Source organism: Modestobacter sp. SYSU DS0290 (assembly GCF_054050955.1).
In genome coordinates this window covers 44,602-64,425 of the sequence record NZ_JBJHAI010000022.1, presented here as the reverse complement: position 1 = coordinate 64,425, position 19,824 = coordinate 44,602, and the positions used below count along the sequence as shown (strand labels likewise).

The window sequence follows — 19,824 nt, the reverse complement described above, 5'->3', positions numbered from 1 at the left end:
GGGGGGGGGCGGGGGGGGCCCCCCCCGGCCGCCCCCCGCCGGGGGGGGGGGGGGCGCCCCGGGGGGGCGCGGCGGCCGGGGGGGCGCCCCCCCCCCCCCCCACGGGACGGTCAGCGATCGCCGGGCTCGGGCTCGGACTCGGCGAACTCCCCGTACTCGGCGAACTGCCCGTACTCGGTGGAGTCCCGCGGCTCGGGCAGCCGCAGCGCGTCCGGCCGGCCGCTGGCGGCCAGCAGCGCGCTGAGCTCGGCCAGCGCGCTGGACGGGGCGAAGGAGCGCGGGTCGAAGGGCTGCTCCGGCTCGGCGACCGTCGGCTCCGCCTCGGCCACCGCGTCCTGCGCCTCGGCGCCCGAGCGGCCGAACAGCGGGATCGGCTGGGCGATCGGGCCGGACACCGGCTCGTCGTCGGCGGCGTGCAGTGCCCGGGCCGGTGGCGGCTCGGGGAGGTCCTCGGGCTCGGCGAAGTCCCGCGGGTCGGTCGCCAGGACCGCGAAGGAGTCCAGCTGCGGGACGGCGGGGTACGGGTCGCTGTCCGGCAGCGTCCCCTCGGCCGCGGCGGTGCCGCCCCAGCCGTCGTCGGTCAGCTCGCCGCCCGCGGGCTCGTCCCCGGTCGCGCCGGTGGGCTCGCCCTCGTCGGTCAGCGGCGGGCCGTGTGCGTCGTCCTCGTCGTCCGGGACCACCGGCGGGTCGTCCAGGCCGACCAGGTCCGGCGGCACCGCCAGGTCGTCGAGCTCGCGCGCCGGCAGCGGTGCCGGTCGCCCGAAGGCGTAGCCCTGGGCCATCGCGCAGCCGTGCTCGCGCAGCCAGCGGGCCTGCTCGCCGTCCTCGATGCCCTCCGCGATGACCTGCAGGCCCATGCCCTGGCCCAGCTGCAGCAGCCCCTGCACGAGGGCGGCGGTGGCCGGCTGGGTGACGACGTCGGCGACGAAGGAGCGGTCGATCTTCACGGTGTGGATCGGCAGCCGGTGCAGCGCGGTGATCGCCGAGTAGCCGGTGCCGAAGTCGTCCAGGGCCAGCGTCACGCCGCTCTCGGTGACCTGGTCGACCGCGTGGAGCGTGGCGTCGGCGGCGAACAGCGCGGTCGACTCGGTGATCTCCAGCTCCAGCCGCTCCGGGGCCAGCCCGGAGGTGTCCAGCGCGTCGGCGACCAGCTCGCTGAAGCCGGGTTCGGCCAGGTGCCGGGCGGAGATGTTCACGTGCACGCGCAGGTCGGGGTCCCAGCCGGCGGCGTCCCAGCAGGCCTGGTGCAGCACCCAGGCGCCCAGGCGCGAGGTGAGCCGGTTGTCCTCGGCCGCGGCCAGGAACGCGCCCGGGGGCAGCAGCCCGCGGGTCGGGTGCTGCCAGCGGATCAGCGCCTCGTAGCCCAGCAGGTGTTCGTCGGACAGCGCCACGATCGGTTGGTAGAACAGCCGCAGCTCGCCGGCCTCCAGCGCGTGACGGAGATCGGTCTCCAGCTGCAGCTGGTCGACGTAGCCCTCACCCAGCGCCTCGTCGTGCACCTCGACCCGGCCGCGTCCGCCGTTGGCCTTGGCCCGGGCCAGCGCGCTGTGCGCCTGGCGGAGCAGCGCCTCGGGGGCGAGGTCGTTGCCGAGGGTGACCCCGACGCTGGCCGACAGGGTGATCTCCCGCTCGCCCACGTGGAAGGGCTCGTCGAGCACCGACAGCAGGCGGTCGGCGAGGGTCCGCAACCCGTCGACGTCCTCCACCTCCTCGGCGAGCACGAGGAACTCGTCGGCACCGAAGCGGACGGCGGTGTCCTCCACCCGGGTGCTCCAGCGCAGCCGGTCGGCGACCTGGCAGAGCAGCTGGTCGCCGCCCTCGTGGCCGAGGGAGTCGTTGACCGCGGTGAACCGGTCCAGGTCCAGGTGCAGCAGGCCCACGGAGGTGTGCCGCCGGCGGGACAGCGCCAGTGCCCGGCCCAGCCGGTCGGTGAGCGCGCGGCGGTTGGGCAGGCCGGTCAGCGGGTCGGTGAAGGCGCGGCGGACCAGGTCCTCCTCGGCCCGGCGCCGGTCGGTGACGTCGACCATCGACAGCAGCACGAACTGCAGCTCGCCGGTGGCGTGGTGTACCAGCTCCTGGGTCTGGTGCACCCACACGCTCTCGCCGTCGGCGCGCCGGAGCCGGCGCTCGCCCTCCACGGCCAGCTGCGGGTCGAGCAGGGGGGTGCCCGGGACGTGCTCGGTGGCGCGGTCCTCGAGCGGGACGTCGTCGGGGTGGGCGAGCAGGTCGAGGTGGCGGCCGATCAGCTCACCCGAGGTGCGCCCGGTGAGCTCGCACAACGCCGGGTTGACGAGCAGCATCCGCCCGCTCGGGTCGACGACGGCCTTGCCGATGGGCGCGGCGAGGAAGAGGGCGCGGAAGAGCTGTCCCCGATCGGCCAGCAGGACGTCGGCCGCGCGCAGCCGCTGCCCCGTGCCGGGCCCGGGGGCGCTCGACGACTCGGGTGCGGAGGAGGTCACGGGGCACAGCCTCGCTCATCGGCGGGCCCGATCCGGGGAACCTCGGCCGTGTGGCCGTGTTCGTGCCGTCACGATGGGTGACGATCCGGGTCAGTGGAGAACGGTGTGCCTGGCGGGGGTGGTGGTGCCGCCGCTCGTCCGGCACTGCGCGTGGGCCCGGACCCGGCGGGCGGCAGCCGGCGGCGTGGTCTCGCCGTCGGTGAACAGCCCGGTCAGCCCGGTGAGGGTGAGCAGCCGGGTCAGGCACCGGGAGGCGGCCCCCAGCCGCAGCTCCCGGCCGGCCGCGGCGGCCGACCGGGAGGCCGCGGAGAGGGCGCGCAGCCCACCGGCGTCGCAGAACGTCACCCCGGAGGCGTCGATCGTCCACCGCACGCGGTCGGTGACCAGCAGGGCGGCGAAGGCGTCGCGCAGGTGGTGCGCCGAGGCGCGGTCCAGGTCGCCGCGGAGGTGGACGCGCCCGCTCGCCCAGTCGAGCATGACGACCAGCGTCGGGTCGTCGGGGAGTTGATCGGTGTTCGTGGGTTCCCCTCAGGTCACCCGCCGGAGCGTCCGCTCCGGCGGTGGTGCGCCCGTCCGGCGCGTCCGCAGGGCCGGAGCTTCGACCCGATGTCGACCGTAACAGCGCCCGATGCCCTGCGACAGCCCCCGATCAGGGGCCGACGGTCACCCCGGGGGCGAAGGCGACGTAGCCGGCGAAGTCCCGGCCCACGCGCTCGACCGCCGAGGGCTTGATGTCCGGGTAGCTCCAGGCGCCGTCCTCGCGGGTGCCGTCGGGGGTGACCACGTCCCAGTACTGCGCGGGGCCCTTCCACGGGCAGGTGTAGGCCGTCGGGCTCTCGGTGAGGGTGCCGGGCACGACCGCGGACGGCGGGAAGTACCAGTTCCCCTCGATGCGGACCAGCTCCTCCTCGGCTGCCTCGGCGAGCACGGTTCCGTCGACGGTGGCGCGCATGACCTGTCTCCTCTGCGGTGGACGTGCTGTCTGTCCAGCACCAACCACGGCAGGGGGGCAGATCGTCCCGGTGGGAACACCCGTCCCCGTCCCGGTGCTGGGGCGTCAGGAGACGACGAGAGGTGGACGTGGTGGAGAAGCGGATCGGCTTCCTGAACTTCGGGCACTGGCAGCCCATCCCCGGGTCGCAGGTGCGCACCGGGGCGGACGCCCTGCTGCAGACCGTCGAGCTGGCGCAGGCCGCCGAGGAGCTCGGCGTCGACGGCGCGTACGTGCGGGTGCACCACTTCGCCCGCCAGCTGGCCTCGCCCTTCCCGCTGCTGTCGGCGATCGCCGCGCGCACCCGGCGGATGGAGATCGGCACCGGCGTCATCGACATGCGCTACGAGAACCCGCTCTACATGGCCGAGGAGGCCGCCGCCGCCGACCTGCTGTCGGCCGGGCGGCTCCAGCTGGGCGTCAGCCGGGGGTCACCGGAGACGGCGCTGCGCGGCTCGGAGGCGTTCGGGTACGTGCCGGCCGAGGGCAGCAGCGACGCGGAGCTCGCCCGGGAGAAGACGGCGCTGTTCCTGGCCGCGATCAGCGGGGCTGCCGTGGTCGACGCCGATCCCCGGATGGTCGGGGGGAACGCCCGGCTGGCGGTCCAGCCGCAGTCCCCGGGGCTCCGGGAGCGGATCTGGTGGGGCTCGGGCACCCGGCAGACGGCAGTGTGGACCGCGCAGCAGGGGATGAACCTGATGAGCTCCACGCTGCTCAGCGAGGACACCGGGGTGCCCTTCGACGAGCTGCAGGCCGAGCAGATCGCGCTGTTCCGTGCCGCCTGGGCCGAGGCCGGCTGGGCGCACGAGCCGCGGGTGTCGGTGAGCCGCTCGGTCATGCCGATCACCACCGAGGAGGACCGGCAGTACTTCGGCGGCGACCGCACCAGCACCGACCAGGTCGGCCTGCTGGAGGGAGTGCGTGCGCGGTTCGGGAAGAGCTACGCCGGGGAGCCCGACCAGCTGGCCGAGGAGCTGGCCAAGGACGCCGCCGTCCGGGACGCCGACACCCTGCTGCTCACCATCCCGAACATGCTCGGCGTCGAGTACAACGCGCGGCTGCTGGAGACGATCACCCGGCACGTCGCCCCGGCGATCGGCTGGGTCCCGCCCGCGCAGCGCTGACCCGGGGCGGCCGGCCCGGTCAGCGGGCCGGCAGCTCCGTGGTGACCCGCACGGTGACGCCGCGCGCGTCGGTCCAGATGTCGACGTGGTCGCAGAGCTGGCGGGCCAGCCACAGCCCCATGCCGCCGCGGGAGAGGTCCTCCCCGTGCGCCGGCCCGTAGCCGGCGAACGGGTCGGTGGGGCCGGTGCCGCGGTCGACGACGGTGCACACGACCGTGCCGCCGTCGGCCCAGACCCGGACGTCGACCGGGGGACGGCCGTGCACCAGCGCGTTGGTGACCAGCTCGTCGATGGCGAGCAGCAGGTCGTCGGTGGCGTCGGGGGAGCGGTCCAGCGCGTTCAGCAGTGGGACCAGGCCGTGCCGGACGGCGCCCGGGCGGGTCACCCCGTCGGCGGCCAGCAGGGGCGGCGCGGCCTGCAGCGGCTCCGTGGGCACGGGCAGCTGGCCCAGCAGCCGCTCGGGCTCCTGGAAGCCGGGGTTGGGCCGGCGGCCGGAGTCGTCGAGGACGTGCCGGTGGGTGCAGTGCGCCCACCGCACGATCTCCTCGGGCAGCCGACCTGTGTCCTGCAGGCAGAGGAACCACACCGGCCAGCCGCCCAGGGCGTGCTCCACCACCGCCTCGTAGCGCTGCCACTCCAGCCACTCGCGCGCGTCCGGCCGGGCGGGGAGCTCCGCGAGCACCCGCAGCCGCCGTCCCGGCGGTGGCGGGAACTCACCGACCAGCTTCCGGAACGCGGTCAGCGTCGCCGGCGTGCGCCGCCCGTAGACGTCACCCTGGTCGGCGAAGGACAGCCCGGCGACGTCCCCGAGGGCCGCCCGCACGGCGTCGGCGACCGGTGCGCTGGTGACCACCACGACCGGGTCGCCGGCCGCGAGCCCCTCCCGCGCGAACGGGATGGCGAGCCCGGCCAGACCGGGTCGCGAGGACGCGAAGGCGACGTCGTGGACCAGCCCGCCCGTCGGACGTGTCGCCAGGTCTGCGGCGGGCACGCTCACGTATCAGTCCCTTGCTCGACCGGACCGGCTCTCTGCTGAACCGGCCCCGCTGCAGCAGGCTACGACAGAGCCGACCGCCGTGCAGACGGTCAGGCCGGGGGCTCCGCGGGCCCCCGGGGGAGCTGCCCGGTCTCGGCGAGCTCCTGGGCGAGGTCGAACAGCTTGGTGTTGGACTGCTGGGACAACCCCCGGAGGAGCGCGAACGCGTCGGCGGCGGTCATCTTGTACCGCTCCATGAGGATGCCCTGGGCCTGGCCGATGACGGTCCGCCGCTGGACCGCCTCCTCCAGGTTGCTGGCCCGCCGCGCCGAGGCCAGCACCACCGAGGTGAGCGCGGCGAAGGACTCGGCGTCGTCCGCCGGCAGCGCGGCCAGCGCCGCGGCGTCGGTGCCGTAGAGGTTGAGCGAGCCCAGCGGCCGCGCCTGGCTGCCCAGCCGGACGCTCAGCACGCCGGTGTAACCGGCCTCGGTGGCGGCCCGTGACGCCCACTCCGGCCACGGCGTCCTGCCGTCGGCCAGCGAGGCGCGGACCAGCGGGCTGCCGGCGGCGGCGTCCAGACACGGGCCCTGGGCCAGCTCGTACTGCCAGACGTCGGCCTGCATCGCGCGGTCGCTGGTGGCGGCCACCGTGCTCGGGGCGCGCCCCGGGCCGACCGAGGTGAGGCTGGCGTCGGCGCACCCGGACAGCTGCGCGACCGCCGCGCGCACCAGCACGTCGAGTGCGTCAGGGCCCCAGGCGCCCCGACCGAGGGCTTCGATGACCTGGTGCGCCAGTGAGGTGAGCGGGATGTCGCCCACAGGGGGAAGGGGCGGCTGTGCGCCGGGCACGAGTGTCTCCGAGGGTCCTTGGCCGGCGCAGGGGCTGTGGGGTCAACCCGCGACGGTGCTCCTCGTGGCGGGGACGGGCGAGCACCCGACCGCCGGCAGGAGGCCCCGCCACTCTACCGGCGCGCAACCGACCTGCCCGGAGGCGGTGGACACGGCGACCGCCCGGATACCGTCCAGGGGTGCCGGCCCGCGAGCTCGTCGTCCTGGGCACCGCCAGCCAGGCGCCCACCCGCACCCGCAACCACAACGGGTACCTGCTGCGCTGGGACGGCACCGGTTTCCTCTTCGACCCGGGGGAGGGCACCCAGCGTCAGCTGCTGCTCGCCGGCGTCGCCAGCAGCGCGGTGCACCGGATCTGCCTGAGCCACTTCCACGGTGACCACTGCCTCGGACTCCCCGGCGTGGTCCAGCGGCTGTCGCTGGACCGGGTCGCGCACCCGGTGCACGCCCACTACCCGGCGTCGGGCCAGGTGTTCTTCGACCGGCTGCGGCACGCCTCGGCCTTCTCCGAGGTCGCCGAGCTGCTGGCCGAGCCGGTCGAGCGGGACGGGGTGGTGGCGACCGGGCCGTTCGGCGCCCTGGAGGCCCGGCGGCTCGAGCACCCGGTGGAGTCCTTCGGGTACCGGTTGGTCGAGCCGGACGGCCGGCGGATGCTCCCGGACCGCCTCGCCCGGGTCGGCGTCGCCGGTCCCGACGTGGGCCGGCTCCAGCAGGCCGGCGCGGTCGAGCTGGACGGGCGCACGGTGCGGCTGGACGAGGTGAGCGAGCCGCGGCCGGGGCAGCGGTTCGCGTTCGTGATGGACACCCGACTCTGCGACGGCGTGTACGCGCTGGCCGACGGGGTGGACATGCTGGTGATCGAGTCGACCTTCCTGCACGAGGACGCCGCCCTGGCCGAGGAACACGGGCACCTGACCGCGCGGCAGGCGGCGGCGGTGGCCGCCGAGTGCGGGGTGGGCACGCTGGTGCTCAGCCACTTCTCGCAGCGCTACCGGGACCCGGCGCGGTTCGCCGCGGAGGCGCAGGAGGTGTTCGCCGGCGAGGTCGTCGTCGCCGCCGACCTGGACGTCGTCCCGGTGCCGCCGCGCCGGGCGGGCTGAGCGCGCCCGGCAGGGATCGAACCTGCGACCAAGTGCTTAGAAGGCACCTGCTCTGTCCACTGAGCTACGGGCGCTCGCGCCCGATCATGACATCGCGGGCGCAGGACGAGGTGGGAACGTCGCCCGGATGCACCGCGGCGCCGCCGTAGCCGACGGTGGTCCCGCCCGCCGGCGGGCGTCCACAGCGGGGGGACGCGTCCACATCCCGGCCGGGGCCCTGTCCTGGGCTCGGTGTCCCCGCGACGGTGGGTGCACGCCGGCGGACCGCCGGCCGCGCCGCCCCGGCGCCCCGCCTCGCCCGAGGAGCACCGTGAAGGAAACCGAGCTCACCGTCGTCGGCAACGTCGTCAACTCCCCCCAGCGCAGCCGGCTGGCCAGTGGCGCCAGCGTCACCAACTTCCGGCTGGCCTCCACCTCCCGCCGGTTCGACCGGGAGAGCCAGACGTGGACCGACCACCGCACCCTCTTCCTCGACGTCGAGTGCTGGGGCGAGCTGGGCGGCAACGTCTCGCACACCCTCAGCAAGGGCGACCCGGTGATCGTGGTCGGCGAGCTGTACACCCACCGCTGGGAGTCCGAGCAGGGCCCGCGCAGCCGCTCGCAGCTGCGCGCCGAGGCGGTCGGACCCGACCTCTCCCGCGGCGTGGCCGAGTACCGGCGGACCCCGCGCCCGGCCGCGCCGGCCGGAACGGTCGAGGAGCCGCCGGCCGATCCCTACGCCGCCCGGTCCACCGATTACGCGCCCGAGGACTACGACGGGGGGCCGGTGGCGTTGGACGATGAGAGCGCCGACGAGCTCGGCGACGGCCGCCCGCTGGTCCCGTCGCTGACGTGAGCCTCCCGAACTGGGAGGATCGGCGCTGAGAACGCAGGTGGTGGGGCGGGCGACGGAGACCCCGGTGCCCGCCCTGCTCCCGATCGCGACCTGACGGAAGGCTCGACAGCCCAGTGGCCCAGTACATCTACTCCATGGTCCGTGCGCGCAAGGCGCACGGCGACAAGGTCATCCTCGACGACGTGACCCTGGCGTTCCTGCCCGGCGCGAAGATCGGCGTGGTCGGCCCCAACGGCGCCGGCAAGTCCACGGTCCTGAAGATCATGGCCGGCATGGAGACCGCCTCCAACGGCGAGACGGTGCTCGCGCCCGGGGCGACGGTGGGCATCCTCCAGCAGGAGCCCCCGCTCAACGAGGAGCTCGACGTGCGCGGCAACGTCGAGGAGGCCGTGAAGGACCTTCGCCAGGCGCTGACCCGCTTCGAGGAGGTCAGTGCGGCGATGGGCGAGCCCGACGCCGACTTCGACGCGCTGATGGCCGAGCAGGGCGAGCTCATGGAGGTCATCGAGAACGCCGACGGCTGGGAGCTCGACAACCGCATCGAGCAGGCCATGGACGCGCTGCGCTGCCCGCCCGGCGACGCCGACGTGAAGGTCCTCTCCGGTGGTGAGCGCCGCCGCGTGGCGCTGTGCAAGCTGCTGCTGGAGGCCCCCGACCTGCTGCTGCTCGACGAGCCCACCAACCACCTGGACGCCGAGAGCGTGGCGTGGCTGGAGCAGCACCTGGAGAAGTACGCCGGCACCGTCGTCGCCGTCACCCACGACCGGTACTTCCTGGACAACGTGGCCCAGTGGATCCTCGAGCTCGACCGCGGTCGGGCCTACCCCTACGAGGGCAACTACTCCACCTACCTGGAGACCAAGGCCACCCGGCTCAAGGTCGAGGGGGCCAAGGACGCCAAGCGCGCCAAGCGGCTGGCCGACGAGCTGGAGTGGGTGCGCTCGGGCGCCAAGGCCCGCCAGGCGAAGAGCAAGGCCCGGCTGGCCCGGTACGAGGAGATGGCCGCGGAGGCCGACAAGTTCCGCAAGCTCGACTTCGAGGAGATCCAGATCCCGCCGGGCCCGCGGCTGGGCAACGTCGTCATCGAGACCAACAACCTCGTCAAGGGCTTCGGCGACCGGGTGCTCATCGACGGGCTGTCCTTCACGCTGCCGCGCAACGGCATCGTCGGGGTCGTCGGGCCCAACGGCGTCGGCAAGACCACGCTGTTCAAGATGCTGGTCGACCAGGACAAGCCCGACGACGGCGAGATCAAGGTCGGCGAGACCGTCAAGATCAGCTACGTCGAGCAGAGCCGCAGCGGCATCGACGCCAACAAGAGCCTGTGGGAGGTCGTCTCCGACGGCCTGGACCACATCAAGGTCGGCAACGTCGAGATGCCCTCCCGGGCCTACGTCTCCGCGTTCGGGTTCAAGGGCCCGGACCAGCAGAAGAAGGCCGGCGTGCTCTCCGGTGGCGAGCGCAACCGGCTGAACCTGGCCCTGACCCTCAAGCAGGGCGGCAACCTGCTGCTGCTCGACGAGCCCACCAACGACCTGGACACCGAGACGCTCACCAGCCTGGAGGGCGCGCTGCTGGAGTTCCCCGGCTGCGCCGTGGTGGTCAGCCACGACCGGTGGTTCCTCGACCGCGTGGCGACGCACATCCTCGCCTACGAGGGCGACTCGAAGTGGTTCTGGTTCGAGGGCAACTTCGCCGACTACGAGAAGAACAAGGTCGAGCGGCTGGGCCCCGACGCGGCGCGTCCGCACCGGGCCACCTACCGCAAGCTCACCCGCGACTGAAAGAGGACCCCGTCCTCCTCACCCCTCGCCAGCTCGGGGCGAGCCTCGGGACGGGGCCGGGGGCCGTTCCAGCACGTCACCCGGCCGGTCGGAGCTCCTGCTCCGGCCGGCCGTCGCGGCTCCGGGGCCACGGACCCGACCGGGCCGGGCTGCCCTAGGGTCCGCGGCACCGTGTCGCGCCCGGCGACCGCGATCCGCAGCGTTGCTCCCGTGGACCTGATGCCGTTCGCCCGCGCCGAGCGTGAGGACCTGCTCGCGCTCCTGGTCACCCTGACGCCGGAGCAGTGGCGCGCGCCCTCGCTGTGCGCGGGCTGGTCGGTGCGCGACGTCGTCGCCCACGTGCTGAGCTACGAGGAGCTCTCCACGCGCCAGCTGGCCGCACGGTTCGTTCGCGGGCGTCTCGCCTTCGACCGGGTGAACGCCCTCAGCCTGCGGGAGTGCTCCACCCGGACTCCCGACGAGCTGGTCGAGCTCCTGCGCCGCCACCTCACGCCCACCGGGCTGACCGCGGGGATGCAGGGGGCGATCGCCCTCACCGACGGGCTCATCCACCAGCAGGACATCCGGCGGCCGCTCGGCCTGCCCCGGGTGATCCCGCCCGAGCGGCTCGTGCCGGCGTTGCGCACGGCCCTGTTCGCGCCCACCCTGCTCGGGGCCTGGCGCGCCCGCGGGGTGCGGCTGGTCGCCACCGACGTCGACTGGGCCTCCGGTCGCGGGCCGGAGGTGCGCGGCCCGGGGGAGGCGCTGCTGATGACCGTGGCCGGCCGTCGCGCCGCCCTCGGGGAGCTGTCCGGCCCCGGCTACGACCGCCTCGCCCGGCGGGCCACCCGGCGGCGCTGACCCGGGTCCCGGGAGGGGCGGTCAGCCGCTGGTGCCGAAACGGGCGACGAACCGGGCCTGGCCGCGGGTCTCCACCGCGTGCCGCCGGTAGTGACCGCGCACGTAGGCCACCGCCCGGGCGGCGGGCAGCCCGTCCAGCACGGCGAGGCAGGCCAGCGCCGTCCCGGTGCGCCCGGTGCCGCCGGCGCACGCAACCTCCACCCGCTCCGTCGCCGCCCGCTCCCACACCTCGCGCAGCGCCTGCTGCAGGTCACCGGGGGCGGCGGGCAACCGGAAGTCCGGCCAGCGGACCCAGCGGGTCTCCCACGGCACCGGGCACGGCGGCCGGCCGAGCAGGTAGACGCCGAAGCCCGGGACCGGACCGGCGGGCAGCGGCTGCCGCAGACCACGCCCGCGCACTCGGCGTCCCGAGGGCAGCACCAGCACGCCGGGCTCGGTGTCGCCCCACGGGTCCATGACGGCACCGTAGGCGGGGAGAGCGTCCACGGGAACCGGGTCCGTGCCCGGCGCCCGCGGGCGATGAGGCAGGGTGACCGCCGTGAGGCACACCGTCGCCGTCCCGATGCGCTGGTCGGACATGGACGCTTACCAGCACATCAACAACGTGGCCTTCCTCGGCTACTTCGAGATGGCCCGGGTGGACCTGTTCTTCGACCAGCCGACGCACGACGAGAAGACCGGGCTGCGCCGTGGGATCGTCGTCGCCAGCCACCAGATCACCTACAAGCGCCCGGTGGTCTACGGCGCCGAGCCGCTGCAGGTGCAGGTCTGGGTCTCCGGTGTCCGCGCGGCCTCCTTCACCTGCCACTACGAGCTGTTCGACCACGGGCAGCTCGCCGTCACCGGCAGCACGGTGCTGGTGCCCTTCGACTTCGCCCTCAACCGCCCGCGCCGGCTCACCCCGGGGGAGAAGACCTTCCTGGCCGCCCACCACGACGACTGACGCAGGCGTGCTCTCGGCACGGAGAGCACCCCTGCCTCAGTCGGGCAGGGGGACGGTGCGGGGGACCGGTCGGTCCGCGCCGGTGGGCGCCCCGCGACGGGCGGCCTCGGCGTCGTCCACCGGCCGGACGGCGGCGCCCTCGGTGACCACCCCGCCGGAGAACAGCGCCGCGTTGATCCCGCCCCGCGGGGCCAGCGCCTTCACCAGCCGCATCCCGGTCAGCCGTTCCAGGTGCGCGCACGGCGGGCACCGCTTGGTGCCGAACAGCAGCACGTCCCCGACCAGGAACCACCGCCCCACGAGCGCCGGCAGGTCGACGCCCCGGGTGACCAGGTTGCGCCGGGTCTGGCCGGGGGAGAGGTCGACACCGGCCTCGGCCGCCACCACCGCGACGTCGTCGGCGTCGATCAGCGTCACCTGCTTCTCCTGCACCGGGTACTGCGCCCAGGTCCCGCCCCCGGCGGCGTAGCGGTCCCCGGTGAGCCCGACGCCGGGCACCGCCGCCACCGACGCGCGGCGCACCATCGGCGCCGCGGCCTCCGGCGCCGTCCAGATCTCCAGCACCCTGCCCGGGCCCCGGACAGCAGACCGCCCCGGGCCGGTGCCCGCAGGGGGCACCGACCCGGGGCGGTCGGGGGGTGGCTCGGTCAGCGGCCGCGGCCCGCGGCGAGCCAGGCGCCGCGGAACACGAGCGCGGCGACCCCGGCCTTGACCACGCCACCGAGGATGAACGGGTAGAAACCGGCCGCCAGCGCCTGGTCGGCGGTCAGCCCGGCGCTGACCGCCAGCCACGGCACACCGACGGCGAACACCACGAGCTGCCCGGCCGCGAACAGCGGCAGGGCCTGCCAGATCTTCCGGTCGGCCCCGCGGCGGGCGGCCAGCCCGATCAGGAACGCGGCCGGGAGGAAGCCGACGACGTAGCCGCCGGTGGCCCCGAACACGACGTCGAACCCGCCGCTGGCCTCGGAGTAGAAGGGCAGCCCGACCAGCGCGCACAGCATGTACAGCGCCTGCACCGCCACGCCCCGCACCGGGCCGAGCGCGCCGGCGGTGAGCACGACGGCCAGCGTCTGGCCGGTGATCGGCACCGGGGACCCGGGGACCGGGACCGACACCTGCGCGAGGGCCGCGGTCAGCAGCACCCCCAGTGCGACGAGGACGACGTTGCGGGCCCGGCTGGCGGGCAGGAGGTCGGCGAGGACCAACCGACGGGACGGCAGCGCGGGCATCGAGGCGGTGGCCACGGGACCTCCTGGTGCGGTGGGAGGGGCCTGATCGCCCCGGATCGGGACGTGAGTCTGCCTTACCGCCGGCGCCGTGCGCTCGCCCGGTCAGGCCTGCAGCCAGACCGCCCCGTCGTCCGGGACGGCGCCGTCCGCGACCGGGGCGCTCGCCAGCAGCACCTGCCCCTCCGGCAGCGGCACCGGCGCACCGGAGAGGTTCACCAGGCAGACCAGCCCGCCCGAGCGGCGGAACGCCAGGCAGCCCTCGGGAGCGGGCAGCCACTCCAGCCCGTCGCCGGTGAACGCCGGGGAGCCCTGCCGCAGCCGCAGCGCCACCCGGTACAGCGACAGCATCGAGTCCGGGTCCTGCTCCTGCGCCTCGGCGGTCAGCGGCCCCCAGCCCTCCGGCATCGGCAGCCAGGTGTCGGCGGTCGAGGAGAACCCGTAGGGGGGCCGGTCGCCGGACCAGGGCACCGGCACCCGGCAGCCGTCGCGCCCGCGCTCGGTGCGCCCGGAGCGCTCCCAGATCGGGTCCTGCAGCACCTCGTCGGGCAGGTTGACGTCGGGCATGCCGAGCTCGTCGCCGTTGTAGACGTAGGCGACCCCGGGGAGGGCCAGCTGCAGCAGCGCCGCCGCCCGCGCCCGCCGGGTGCCCACCTCGCCGCCGCCGTAGCGGGTGACGTGCCGCGGCCGGTCGTGGTTGGACAGCACCCAGCACGCCGGCGCCGGGGTGGTGGCCACGGTGGCCAGCGAGTGCTCGACGGCGCTGCGCAGCTCCTCGGCGTCCCACTCGGCGGTGAGCAGCCGGAAGTTGAACGCCAGGTGCAGCTCGTCCGGGCGCAGGTACTGGGCCAGCCGCTCGTCGTCGAAGACCCACACCTCGCCGACGGCCATCCGGTCGGGGTACTCGTCGAGGACCGCCCGCACCCGGCGGTGCAGCTCGTGCACCTGGTCCTGGTCGAAGCGGAGGTCGCCCGGGCCGTCGTCGGCGAACAGACCGGTGTCCTCGGCCGGCACCATGTCGGGCAGGTCGGCCGGCTTGGCCATGCCGTGGGCGACGTCGATCCGGAAGCCGTCGACCCCGCGGTCGAGCCAGAACCGCAGCGTCTCCTCCAGGTCGGCGACGACCTCGGGGTTGGCGTGGTCCAGGTCGGGCTGCTCCGGTGCGAACAGGTGCAGGTACCACTGCCCGTCGGGCACCCGGGTCCAGGCCGGCCCGCCGAACACCGACGGCCAGTTGTTCGGCGGCTCCGCGCCGCCGGGCCCCCGGCCGTCGCGGAAGAAGTACCGGGCGCGGGCGGGGGAGCCGGGCGGGGCGGCCAGCGCCTCGGTGAACCACTCGTGGTCGTGCGAGCTGTGGTTGGGGACCAGGTCGATGGTCACCCGGATGCCGCGGTCGTGGGCGTCGGCCAGCAGGGCGTCGAAGGCCGCGAGGTCGCCGAACACCGGCTCGACGTCGCGCGGGTCGGCGACGTCGTACCCGTGGTCGTGCATGGGCGAGGGGTAGAACGGCGTGATCCACAGTGCGTCGACGCCCAGCTCGGCCAGGTAGGGAAGCCGGGACCGGATGCCGGCCAGGTCGCCCACGCCGTCGCCGGTCTCGTCGGCGAAACTGCGCACGTAGACCTGGTAGAAGACCGCCTCGCGCCACCAGTCGGCGTCGGGACGGGGGGACGTCGGGTGCTGGCTCAGCGGAGGCTCCTGGAACGGAGAGCGGGCGGGGCTCAGACGGTGGAGAGCGTGCCGCCGGCCTCGTCGGGCCAGCGGTTCTGCATGCTCCGTGCCGCCATGACCAGATAACCCCACAACGTCGCATCCTGCTCGTCGGTGAGCTCCAGGGAGTCGACGGCGTCGCGCATGTGCCGCAGCCACGCGTCCCGGGCCGCCTCGTCGACGGCGAAGGGCGCGTGCCGCATCCGCAGCCGGGGGTGGCCGCGGTTCTCCGAGTACGTCGTCGGACCGCCCCAGTACTGCTCCAGGAACATCCGCAGCCGGGTCTCGGCGCCCGCCCAGTCGTCGGCGGGGTACATCGGCCGCAGCACCGGGTCCTCGCGCACCCCGGCGTAGAACCGGGCGACGAGCGCCCGGAAGGTGGGTTCGCCGCCGACCTCGTCGTAGAAGGTGCGCGCCGAGGGCAGCGACCGGCTGGTCTCGCTCATGGCGTCGATCGTCCCTCAGCCGGGTCCTCGTGGGCCACGCGGCCGGCGTCGTCCCCGTCACGTCCGGGCCGGGTGCGGTGCAGGCCCACCAGCGGGCCGGCCAGGGCGACCAGCCCGACGGCCCCGAGCAGCGCGACCACGGTGCCCGGCGCGAGCACCTCGGCGCCGAGCCCGGCCAGCACGACGCCCAGGCCCTGCACGCCCGACAGCCCCGCGACCGCGACGCCGAAGGCCCGCCCGCGGTAGGCGCTCGGCACCGCCTGCACGAACGCCACGTTCAGCGGGATGCTGCTGGCTCCACCGACCCCCGCGACGAACAGCAGCGCCAGGACCACGGCGTAGGCCGCGGAGCCGGTGCCCAGCCACAGCGGCGTCAGCCCGGCCAGCAGCACGCCGGTCAGCGACAGCACCAGCAGCGGCACGAGCAGCCGGTCGCGCACGTGCGGCGGGCAGAAGCGCCCCACCAGCAGGCCGCCGAGGGCGGTGCCGGCCGGGTTGGCGGCGAGCAGCAGCCCGGCGGCCGCCGCGGTGCCCTGCAGCTGCAGCGCCCACGGGGTGGCGATCCCCTCCGGGGCGTTGATGAACAGCGCCCCCACCCACAGCACGGTCACGATCGCGAGCAGCCGCGGCGAGCCGGCGATGAAGCGCAGCCCGCCGGCGGTGTCCTGCCAGATCGACCCCACCGGTTCGTCGGCGGCCGGCGCGGCCCGGCGCCGCAGGCCGCGGGTCAGCCAGACCGCGGAGAGGGCGAAGGTGGCGGCGTCGATCAGCAGCGCCGCCGACGGGGAGAGCGCGGTGATCAGTGCGCCGCCCAGCAGGAAGCCGATCAGCTGGCTGGCCTGCGAGGCCACACCGGTCAGCGAGGTGCCCACCGCGTACCGGTCGCCCTCCAGGACGTCGGCCATCAGCGCCGAGCGGGCCGCCTCGAACGGTGGGGCGCACAGCGCCACGACCAGCAGCAGGCCCAGCAGCACCGGCAGCGGTGTGCCCGGGATCGCCATCGCGGCGACCAGCACGGCGCGGACGACGTCGCTGGCGATGAGCACCCGGTGCCGGGGGAACCGGTCGGCCAGCGCGGCCAGCACCGGCCCCACCAGCACCCAGGGCAGGTAGCTGATGGCGAAGGTGATCGCCGAGAGCAGGGCGGAGTCGGTGCGCTGGTAGACCAGCACGGTCAGCGCGACCCGGGCGAGCTCGTCGCCGATCGTGGACAGGGTGTAGGACCCGAACAGCGGCCGGAACTCGGCCACCGCGAAGACCTGGCCGAAGGTGGCCGGCCGGTCGGCGGGGGTGTCCCGGCCGGGACGCCGGCGGTTCAGCGGGTGCCCGCGCCCGGGCCGGCGCTCAACCCCAGCAGGGGGAGCGGGGTGCGGATGCCCTCGGCGGCGAAGCGCTCCTTGAGCCGCTGGCGCAGCTCGCGGGCGACCTGCCACTGGACGGCGTTGGTGGTGCGCACCTGGACGCGCATCACGACGCCCTCGGTGGAGATCTGCTCGACGCCGAGGGACTCCGGCTCACCGAGGAAGACCTCGGCCCACTCCTCCTCGGCGGCCATCCCCTCGGCGACCTCCAGCATCACCGCGCGGCAGCGCTCGAGGTCGGTGTCGTGCGCGACCGGCATGTCGATGACCACCTGGGCGAAGCCCTGGCTGCGGTTGCCCACCCGCAGCACCTCGCCGTTGCGCACGTACCAGACCACGCCGTTGATGTCGCGCAGCCGGGTGATGCGCAGCCCGACCGCCTCGACCGTGCCGCTGGCCTCGCCCAGGTCGACGACGTCCCCGACGCCGTACTGGTCCTCCAGGATGATCCCGATCCCGGCGATGAAGTCCTTGACCAGGTTCTGCGCGCCGAAGCCGAGCGCGACGCCGATGACACCGGCGCTGGCCAGGATCGGCGCCAGGTTGACCCCCAGCTCACCGAGCACGAGGACGACGGCGACGCCGAGCACCGCGAACGACGCGCAGCTGCGCAGCACCGACCCGATCGCCTCGGCCCGCTGGGTGCGCCGCGCGGCGATCAGCTCGACGCCGTCGGGGTCGGCCTGCCGGGCGCGGTTGCGCCACGGCCGCAGGACGGTCGGGACGGCGCCGGTGGCGGTGCGGTCGGTGAGCCGGTGGATCGCCCGGTTGAGCAGCAGCCGGACGACCGCGGCCACCAGCACGATCAGCAGGATCCGCGCCGGCCGGCCGACGATCGTGTCGGCGTTGGCGGCCAGCCAGTCCAGCCCGGTCCACTCCCACAGGCGCGCGCAGAGCGACCCGGCGTCCGCCGCGCAGCCGGGCGCCGGTGCTCCTGCGTCGGCCGCGGTGACCGTGGGTGTCCCGTTCATCGCGGTCAGTCTCGCAGGCCGGTTGTGCCCCGTCGATCACCCGGACGACGTCGTTCCGTGTGTCGTCCCCGCTGGTCAGCCGCCGGTGGGCGGTTCGGCGACCGGGGAGAGCCCGGTGTGCGCGGCCAGGAAGGCCAGCTGGTCGGCGGCCAGCCCCACGGTGCGGCTCACCGCGCGGGCACCGTGCCCGACCGACAGCTCACGCCGCAGCACGATCGGCGCCTCGGCGCTGGTCGCGTGCTGCAGCGCCGCGGCCAGCTTGCGCGCGTGCAACGGGTCGACCCGGGTGTCGGACTCGAACGTCGTGAACAGCACCGCGGGGTAGGCGGTGCCCTCGACCACCCGGTGGTAGGGCGAGTACCCCAGCAGCCAGCCCAGCTCCTCGGGGTCGGCGGCGGTGCCGTACTCGTCGTTCCAGGTGCGGCCCAGCCCGAAGAGCTCGTACCGGACCATGTCCAGCAGCGGCGCGCTGCAGACCACCGCGGCGACCAGGTCCGGGTGCTGGGTGGTCATCGCGCCGACCAGCAGCCCGCCGTTCGAGCCGCCCATCACCGACAGCTGCGCGGGCGTCGTCCAGCCGGCGACGATCAGGTGCTGGGCCGCGGCGGCGAAGTCGTCGAACACGTTCTGCTTGCGCTCGCGCATCCCGGCCCGGTGCCACTCCTCGCCGTGCTCGGAGCCTCCGCGCAGGTTCGCCACCACCCACACCCCGCCGGCGGCGACCCAGGACAGCGCCTGCGCGCTGTAGGCGGGGGTGAGCGAGACGTTGAAGCCGCCGTAGCCGTAGAGCACGGTCGGCCGCGGGGTGTCCGGCATGCCGGAGGGCGAGAGCACGAACAGGTGCACCGGGGTGCCGTCGGCCGAGGTCGCGTGCGCCTCCACCACCTGCACGGCCGGCACCTCACCGGCCACCGGCGCCTGCTCGTGCGTCGTCAGTGCGGTCGGCTCGGCGGCGTCCCAGCGCAGCACCGAGGGCGGCGTCGCGAAGTCGGTGTAGCCCACCCACGCCGTCGTCCCACCCTCCGGGTGCGCGCTGACGCCGGAGACGGACCCCGGGCGCAGGTCGGTCACCTCGGTCAGCCGGCCCGAGCCGTCCGCGGCCCACAGCGAGAGCCGGTCGGTCGCGTCGACGGCGTGCACCGCGAGCACCCGCAGGTCGCCGTCCGGCCCGTCGACCAGCGCGACGTCGGAGAGCACGCCGTCGTCGGACTGCCCGATGACCTCCCGCCAGGCCTCCGGCGCCCAGCTGGCCGGGTCGGCCGGGTCGGCGACGGCGAGCCGGCTGCGCGGGGCGTCCCGGTCGGTGTGCAGCCACAGCCGGCCGTCGCGGGCCACCCAGGCGGTCAGCTGCGCGTCGACGCCCACCTGCAGCGGCCGCAGCTGCCCGTCCCCGGCCAGGTCGGCGAGCCAGACGTCGTCCCGGGGCGCGGTGCCCACCGACGCCGAGACCACCAGCCAGCGGCCGTCGGCGCTGGTGCGCGCGCCGAAGTAGGTCGAGGGGTCGCTGCCCTCGCCGTGCACGAGCACGTCGGTGGCGGGGTCGGCGCCCACGCGGTGGCGCCAGACCCGGCGGTGGAACTGCTCCTCGCCCGCGGGCACCAGCTCCGGGGCAAGCCGGCGCACGTAGAACAGCTCGTCCCCGCCGGGGAGCCAGCCGACGGGGGAGTAGCGGCAACGGTCGATCGGCCCGTCGACGACCTCGCCGGTGGCGACGTCGAGCACGTACAGCTGCGACTCCTCGTCGCCGCCCACCGAGACCTGGTACGCCAGCCGGTCGCCCTCCCAGGACGGCGACCAGGCGTCCAGCGTGGTGGTGCCGGCGGGGTCCAGCGCCGTCGGGTCGACCAGCACGCGCACGCTGCCGTCGGGCTCGGTGACCCGCAGCACCGCGTGCTCCTGGCCGGGGTCGCGCCGGGTGGAGAACGCCCGGCCGCGGCGCCACACGGGGATGCCGACCGCACCGGCGTGCACCAGCTGGGCGAGCCGCTCGGCGAAGAACGGGCGCGCGGGCAGGCCGCCGAGCAGCTCTGCGGCGAGCCCGTCCTGGGCGGCCGCCCAGGCGGCGGTGCGACCGTCGGCGGGGTCCTCCAGCCACCGGTAGGGATCGGCGACCCGGTGACCGTGCAGGTCCTCGACCAGGTCCAGGCGGGGGGCGTCGGGGTAGCGCACACGGCGACGGTATCCGCCCGGACGGCGGCGCCCGAGGG

The 19,824-nt window shown here is 75.1% G+C and carries 19 protein-coding genes and 1 tRNA gene; 6 read left to right on the top strand and 14 right to left on the bottom strand.

Annotation, left to right across the window (positions count from 1 at the left end; genetic code table 11):
* Window positions 1–110: 110 nt before the first annotated feature.
* From ACI795_RS16585 to ACI795_RS16575, 3 genes are all read right to left on the bottom strand, one after another.
* Window positions 111–2,459 carry a putative bifunctional diguanylate cyclase/phosphodiesterase gene (locus ACI795_RS16585; protein ID WP_457076643.1) on the bottom strand — a complete coding sequence of 783 codons (2,349 nt, stop codon included), beginning with the start codon at window positions 2,457–2,459 and terminating at the stop codon, window positions 111–113.
* 90 nt (window positions 2,460–2,549) lie between these two features.
* Complete coding sequence (locus tag ACI795_RS16580; protein WP_457076641.1) at window positions 2,550–2,936, bottom strand: STAS domain-containing protein; 387 nt, start codon at window positions 2,934–2,936, stop codon at window positions 2,550–2,552.
* A 172-nt stretch (window positions 2,937–3,108) separates the two neighbouring features.
* Window positions 3,109–3,411 carry a DUF427 domain-containing protein gene (locus tag ACI795_RS16575; protein ID WP_457076640.1) on the bottom strand — a complete coding sequence of 101 codons (303 nt, stop codon included), beginning with the start codon at window positions 3,409–3,411 and terminating at the stop codon, window positions 3,109–3,111.
* A gap of 131 nt (window positions 3,412–3,542) precedes the next feature.
* Between ACI795_RS16575 and ACI795_RS16570 the strand changes: the two genes are divergently transcribed.
* On the top strand, window positions 3,543–4,574 hold the full coding sequence (locus ACI795_RS16570) for an LLM class flavin-dependent oxidoreductase (protein ID WP_457076639.1): 1,032 nt from the start codon (window positions 3,543–3,545) through the stop codon (window positions 4,572–4,574).
* Between the two features lie 19 nt (window positions 4,575–4,593).
* Here the strand turns inward: ACI795_RS16570 and ACI795_RS16565 are convergent, their stop codons facing one another.
* Both ACI795_RS16565 and ACI795_RS16560 read right to left on the bottom strand, forming a co-directional pair.
* Complete coding sequence (locus ACI795_RS16565; protein WP_457076638.1) at window positions 4,594–5,571, bottom strand: anti-sigma factor RsbA family regulatory protein; 978 nt, start codon at window positions 5,569–5,571, stop codon at window positions 4,594–4,596.
* Between the two features lie 89 nt (window positions 5,572–5,660).
* Window positions 5,661–6,368, bottom strand: coding sequence for an ANTAR domain-containing protein (locus ACI795_RS16560; RefSeq protein ID WP_457076637.1), 708 nt, complete (start codon window positions 6,366–6,368; stop codon window positions 5,661–5,663).
* Between the two features lie 209 nt (window positions 6,369–6,577).
* Here ACI795_RS16560 and ACI795_RS16555 point away from each other — a divergent pair, with 209 nt between their 5' ends.
* Window positions 6,578–7,498, top strand: a complete 921-nt coding sequence (locus ACI795_RS16555; protein ID WP_457076636.1) for a ribonuclease Z — start codon at window positions 6,578–6,580, stop codon at window positions 7,496–7,498.
* A gap of 1 nt (window position 7,499) precedes the next feature.
* On the opposite strand, the gene ACI795_RS16550 is transcribed toward ACI795_RS16555, so the two are convergent.
* Window positions 7,500–7,572, bottom strand: a tRNA-Arg gene (locus tag ACI795_RS16550).
* Window positions 7,573–7,808: 236 nt separating this feature from the next.
* Here ACI795_RS16550 and ACI795_RS16545 point away from each other — a divergent pair.
* The 3 genes from ACI795_RS16545 (at window position 7,809) to ACI795_RS16535 (ending at window position 10,957) form a co-directional block, all read left to right on the top strand.
* Complete coding sequence (locus ACI795_RS16545) at window positions 7,809–8,333, top strand: single-stranded DNA-binding protein (protein WP_457076635.1); 525 nt, start codon at window positions 7,809–7,811, stop codon at window positions 8,331–8,333.
* 113 nt (window positions 8,334–8,446) lie between these two features.
* Window positions 8,447–10,117, top strand: coding sequence for an energy-dependent translational throttle protein EttA (gene ettA / locus ACI795_RS16540; RefSeq protein WP_457076634.1), 1,671 nt, complete (start codon window positions 8,447–8,449; stop codon window positions 10,115–10,117).
* Between the two features lie 219 nt (window positions 10,118–10,336).
* Window positions 10,337–10,957 carry a maleylpyruvate isomerase family mycothiol-dependent enzyme gene (locus ACI795_RS16535; RefSeq protein ID WP_457076644.1) on the top strand — a complete coding sequence of 207 codons (621 nt, stop codon included), beginning with the start codon at window positions 10,337–10,339 and terminating at the stop codon, window positions 10,955–10,957.
* Between the two features lie 21 nt (window positions 10,958–10,978).
* Here the strand turns inward: ACI795_RS16535 and ACI795_RS16530 are convergent, their stop codons facing one another.
* A complete protein-coding gene (locus ACI795_RS16530) occupies window positions 10,979–11,413 on the bottom strand; it encodes a protein-tyrosine phosphatase family protein (protein WP_457076633.1) in 435 nt (144 codons plus the stop codon).
* Window positions 11,414–11,495: 82 nt separating this feature from the next.
* Here ACI795_RS16530 and ACI795_RS16525 point away from each other — a divergent pair, with 82 nt between their 5' ends.
* Window positions 11,496–11,900, top strand: a complete 405-nt coding sequence (locus ACI795_RS16525) for an acyl-CoA thioesterase (RefSeq protein ID WP_457076632.1) — start codon at window positions 11,496–11,498, stop codon at window positions 11,898–11,900.
* Between the two features lie 36 nt (window positions 11,901–11,936).
* Here ACI795_RS16525 and ACI795_RS16520 read toward each other — a convergent pair whose 3' ends face one another.
* The 7 genes from ACI795_RS16520 to ACI795_RS16490 all read right to left on the bottom strand — a co-directional run bounded on the left by ACI795_RS16520 (window position 11,937) and on the right by ACI795_RS16490 (window position 19,786).
* Window positions 11,937–12,464, bottom strand: a complete 528-nt coding sequence (locus tag ACI795_RS16520; protein ID WP_457076631.1) for an MOSC domain-containing protein — start codon at window positions 12,462–12,464, stop codon at window positions 11,937–11,939.
* Window positions 12,465–12,547: 83 nt separating this feature from the next.
* A complete protein-coding gene (locus ACI795_RS16515) occupies window positions 12,548–13,147 on the bottom strand; it encodes a biotin transporter BioY (RefSeq protein ID WP_457076629.1) in 600 nt (199 codons plus the stop codon).
* An 87-nt stretch (window positions 13,148–13,234) separates the two neighbouring features.
* Window positions 13,235–14,746 carry a glycoside hydrolase family 13 protein gene (locus ACI795_RS16510; protein WP_457076628.1) on the bottom strand — a complete coding sequence of 504 codons (1,512 nt, stop codon included), beginning with the start codon at window positions 14,744–14,746 and terminating at the stop codon, window positions 13,235–13,237.
* A 104-nt stretch (window positions 14,747–14,850) separates the two neighbouring features.
* Window positions 14,851–15,285 (bottom strand): globin, encoded by a 435-nt coding sequence (locus ACI795_RS16505; protein WP_457076627.1) that lies wholly within the window; start codon window positions 15,283–15,285, stop codon window positions 14,851–14,853.
* Window positions 15,282–16,535, bottom strand: coding sequence for an MFS transporter (locus ACI795_RS16500; protein WP_457076626.1), 1,254 nt, complete (start codon window positions 16,533–16,535; stop codon window positions 15,282–15,284). The genes ACI795_RS16505 and ACI795_RS16500 overlap by 4 nt, the downstream gene beginning before the upstream one ends.
* 65 nt (window positions 16,536–16,600) lie before the next feature.
* A complete protein-coding gene (locus ACI795_RS16495) occupies window positions 16,601–17,617 on the bottom strand; it encodes a mechanosensitive ion channel family protein (RefSeq protein ID WP_457076625.1) in 1,017 nt (338 codons plus the stop codon).
* 75 nt (window positions 17,618–17,692) lie between these two features.
* The gene (locus ACI795_RS16490) at window positions 17,693–19,786 is read right to left on the bottom strand and encodes a prolyl oligopeptidase family serine peptidase (RefSeq protein ID WP_457076624.1); all 2,094 of its coding nucleotides are present in this window, start codon (window positions 19,784–19,786) and stop codon (window positions 17,693–17,695) included.
* Between the last annotated feature and the right edge of the window lie 38 nt (window positions 19,787–19,824).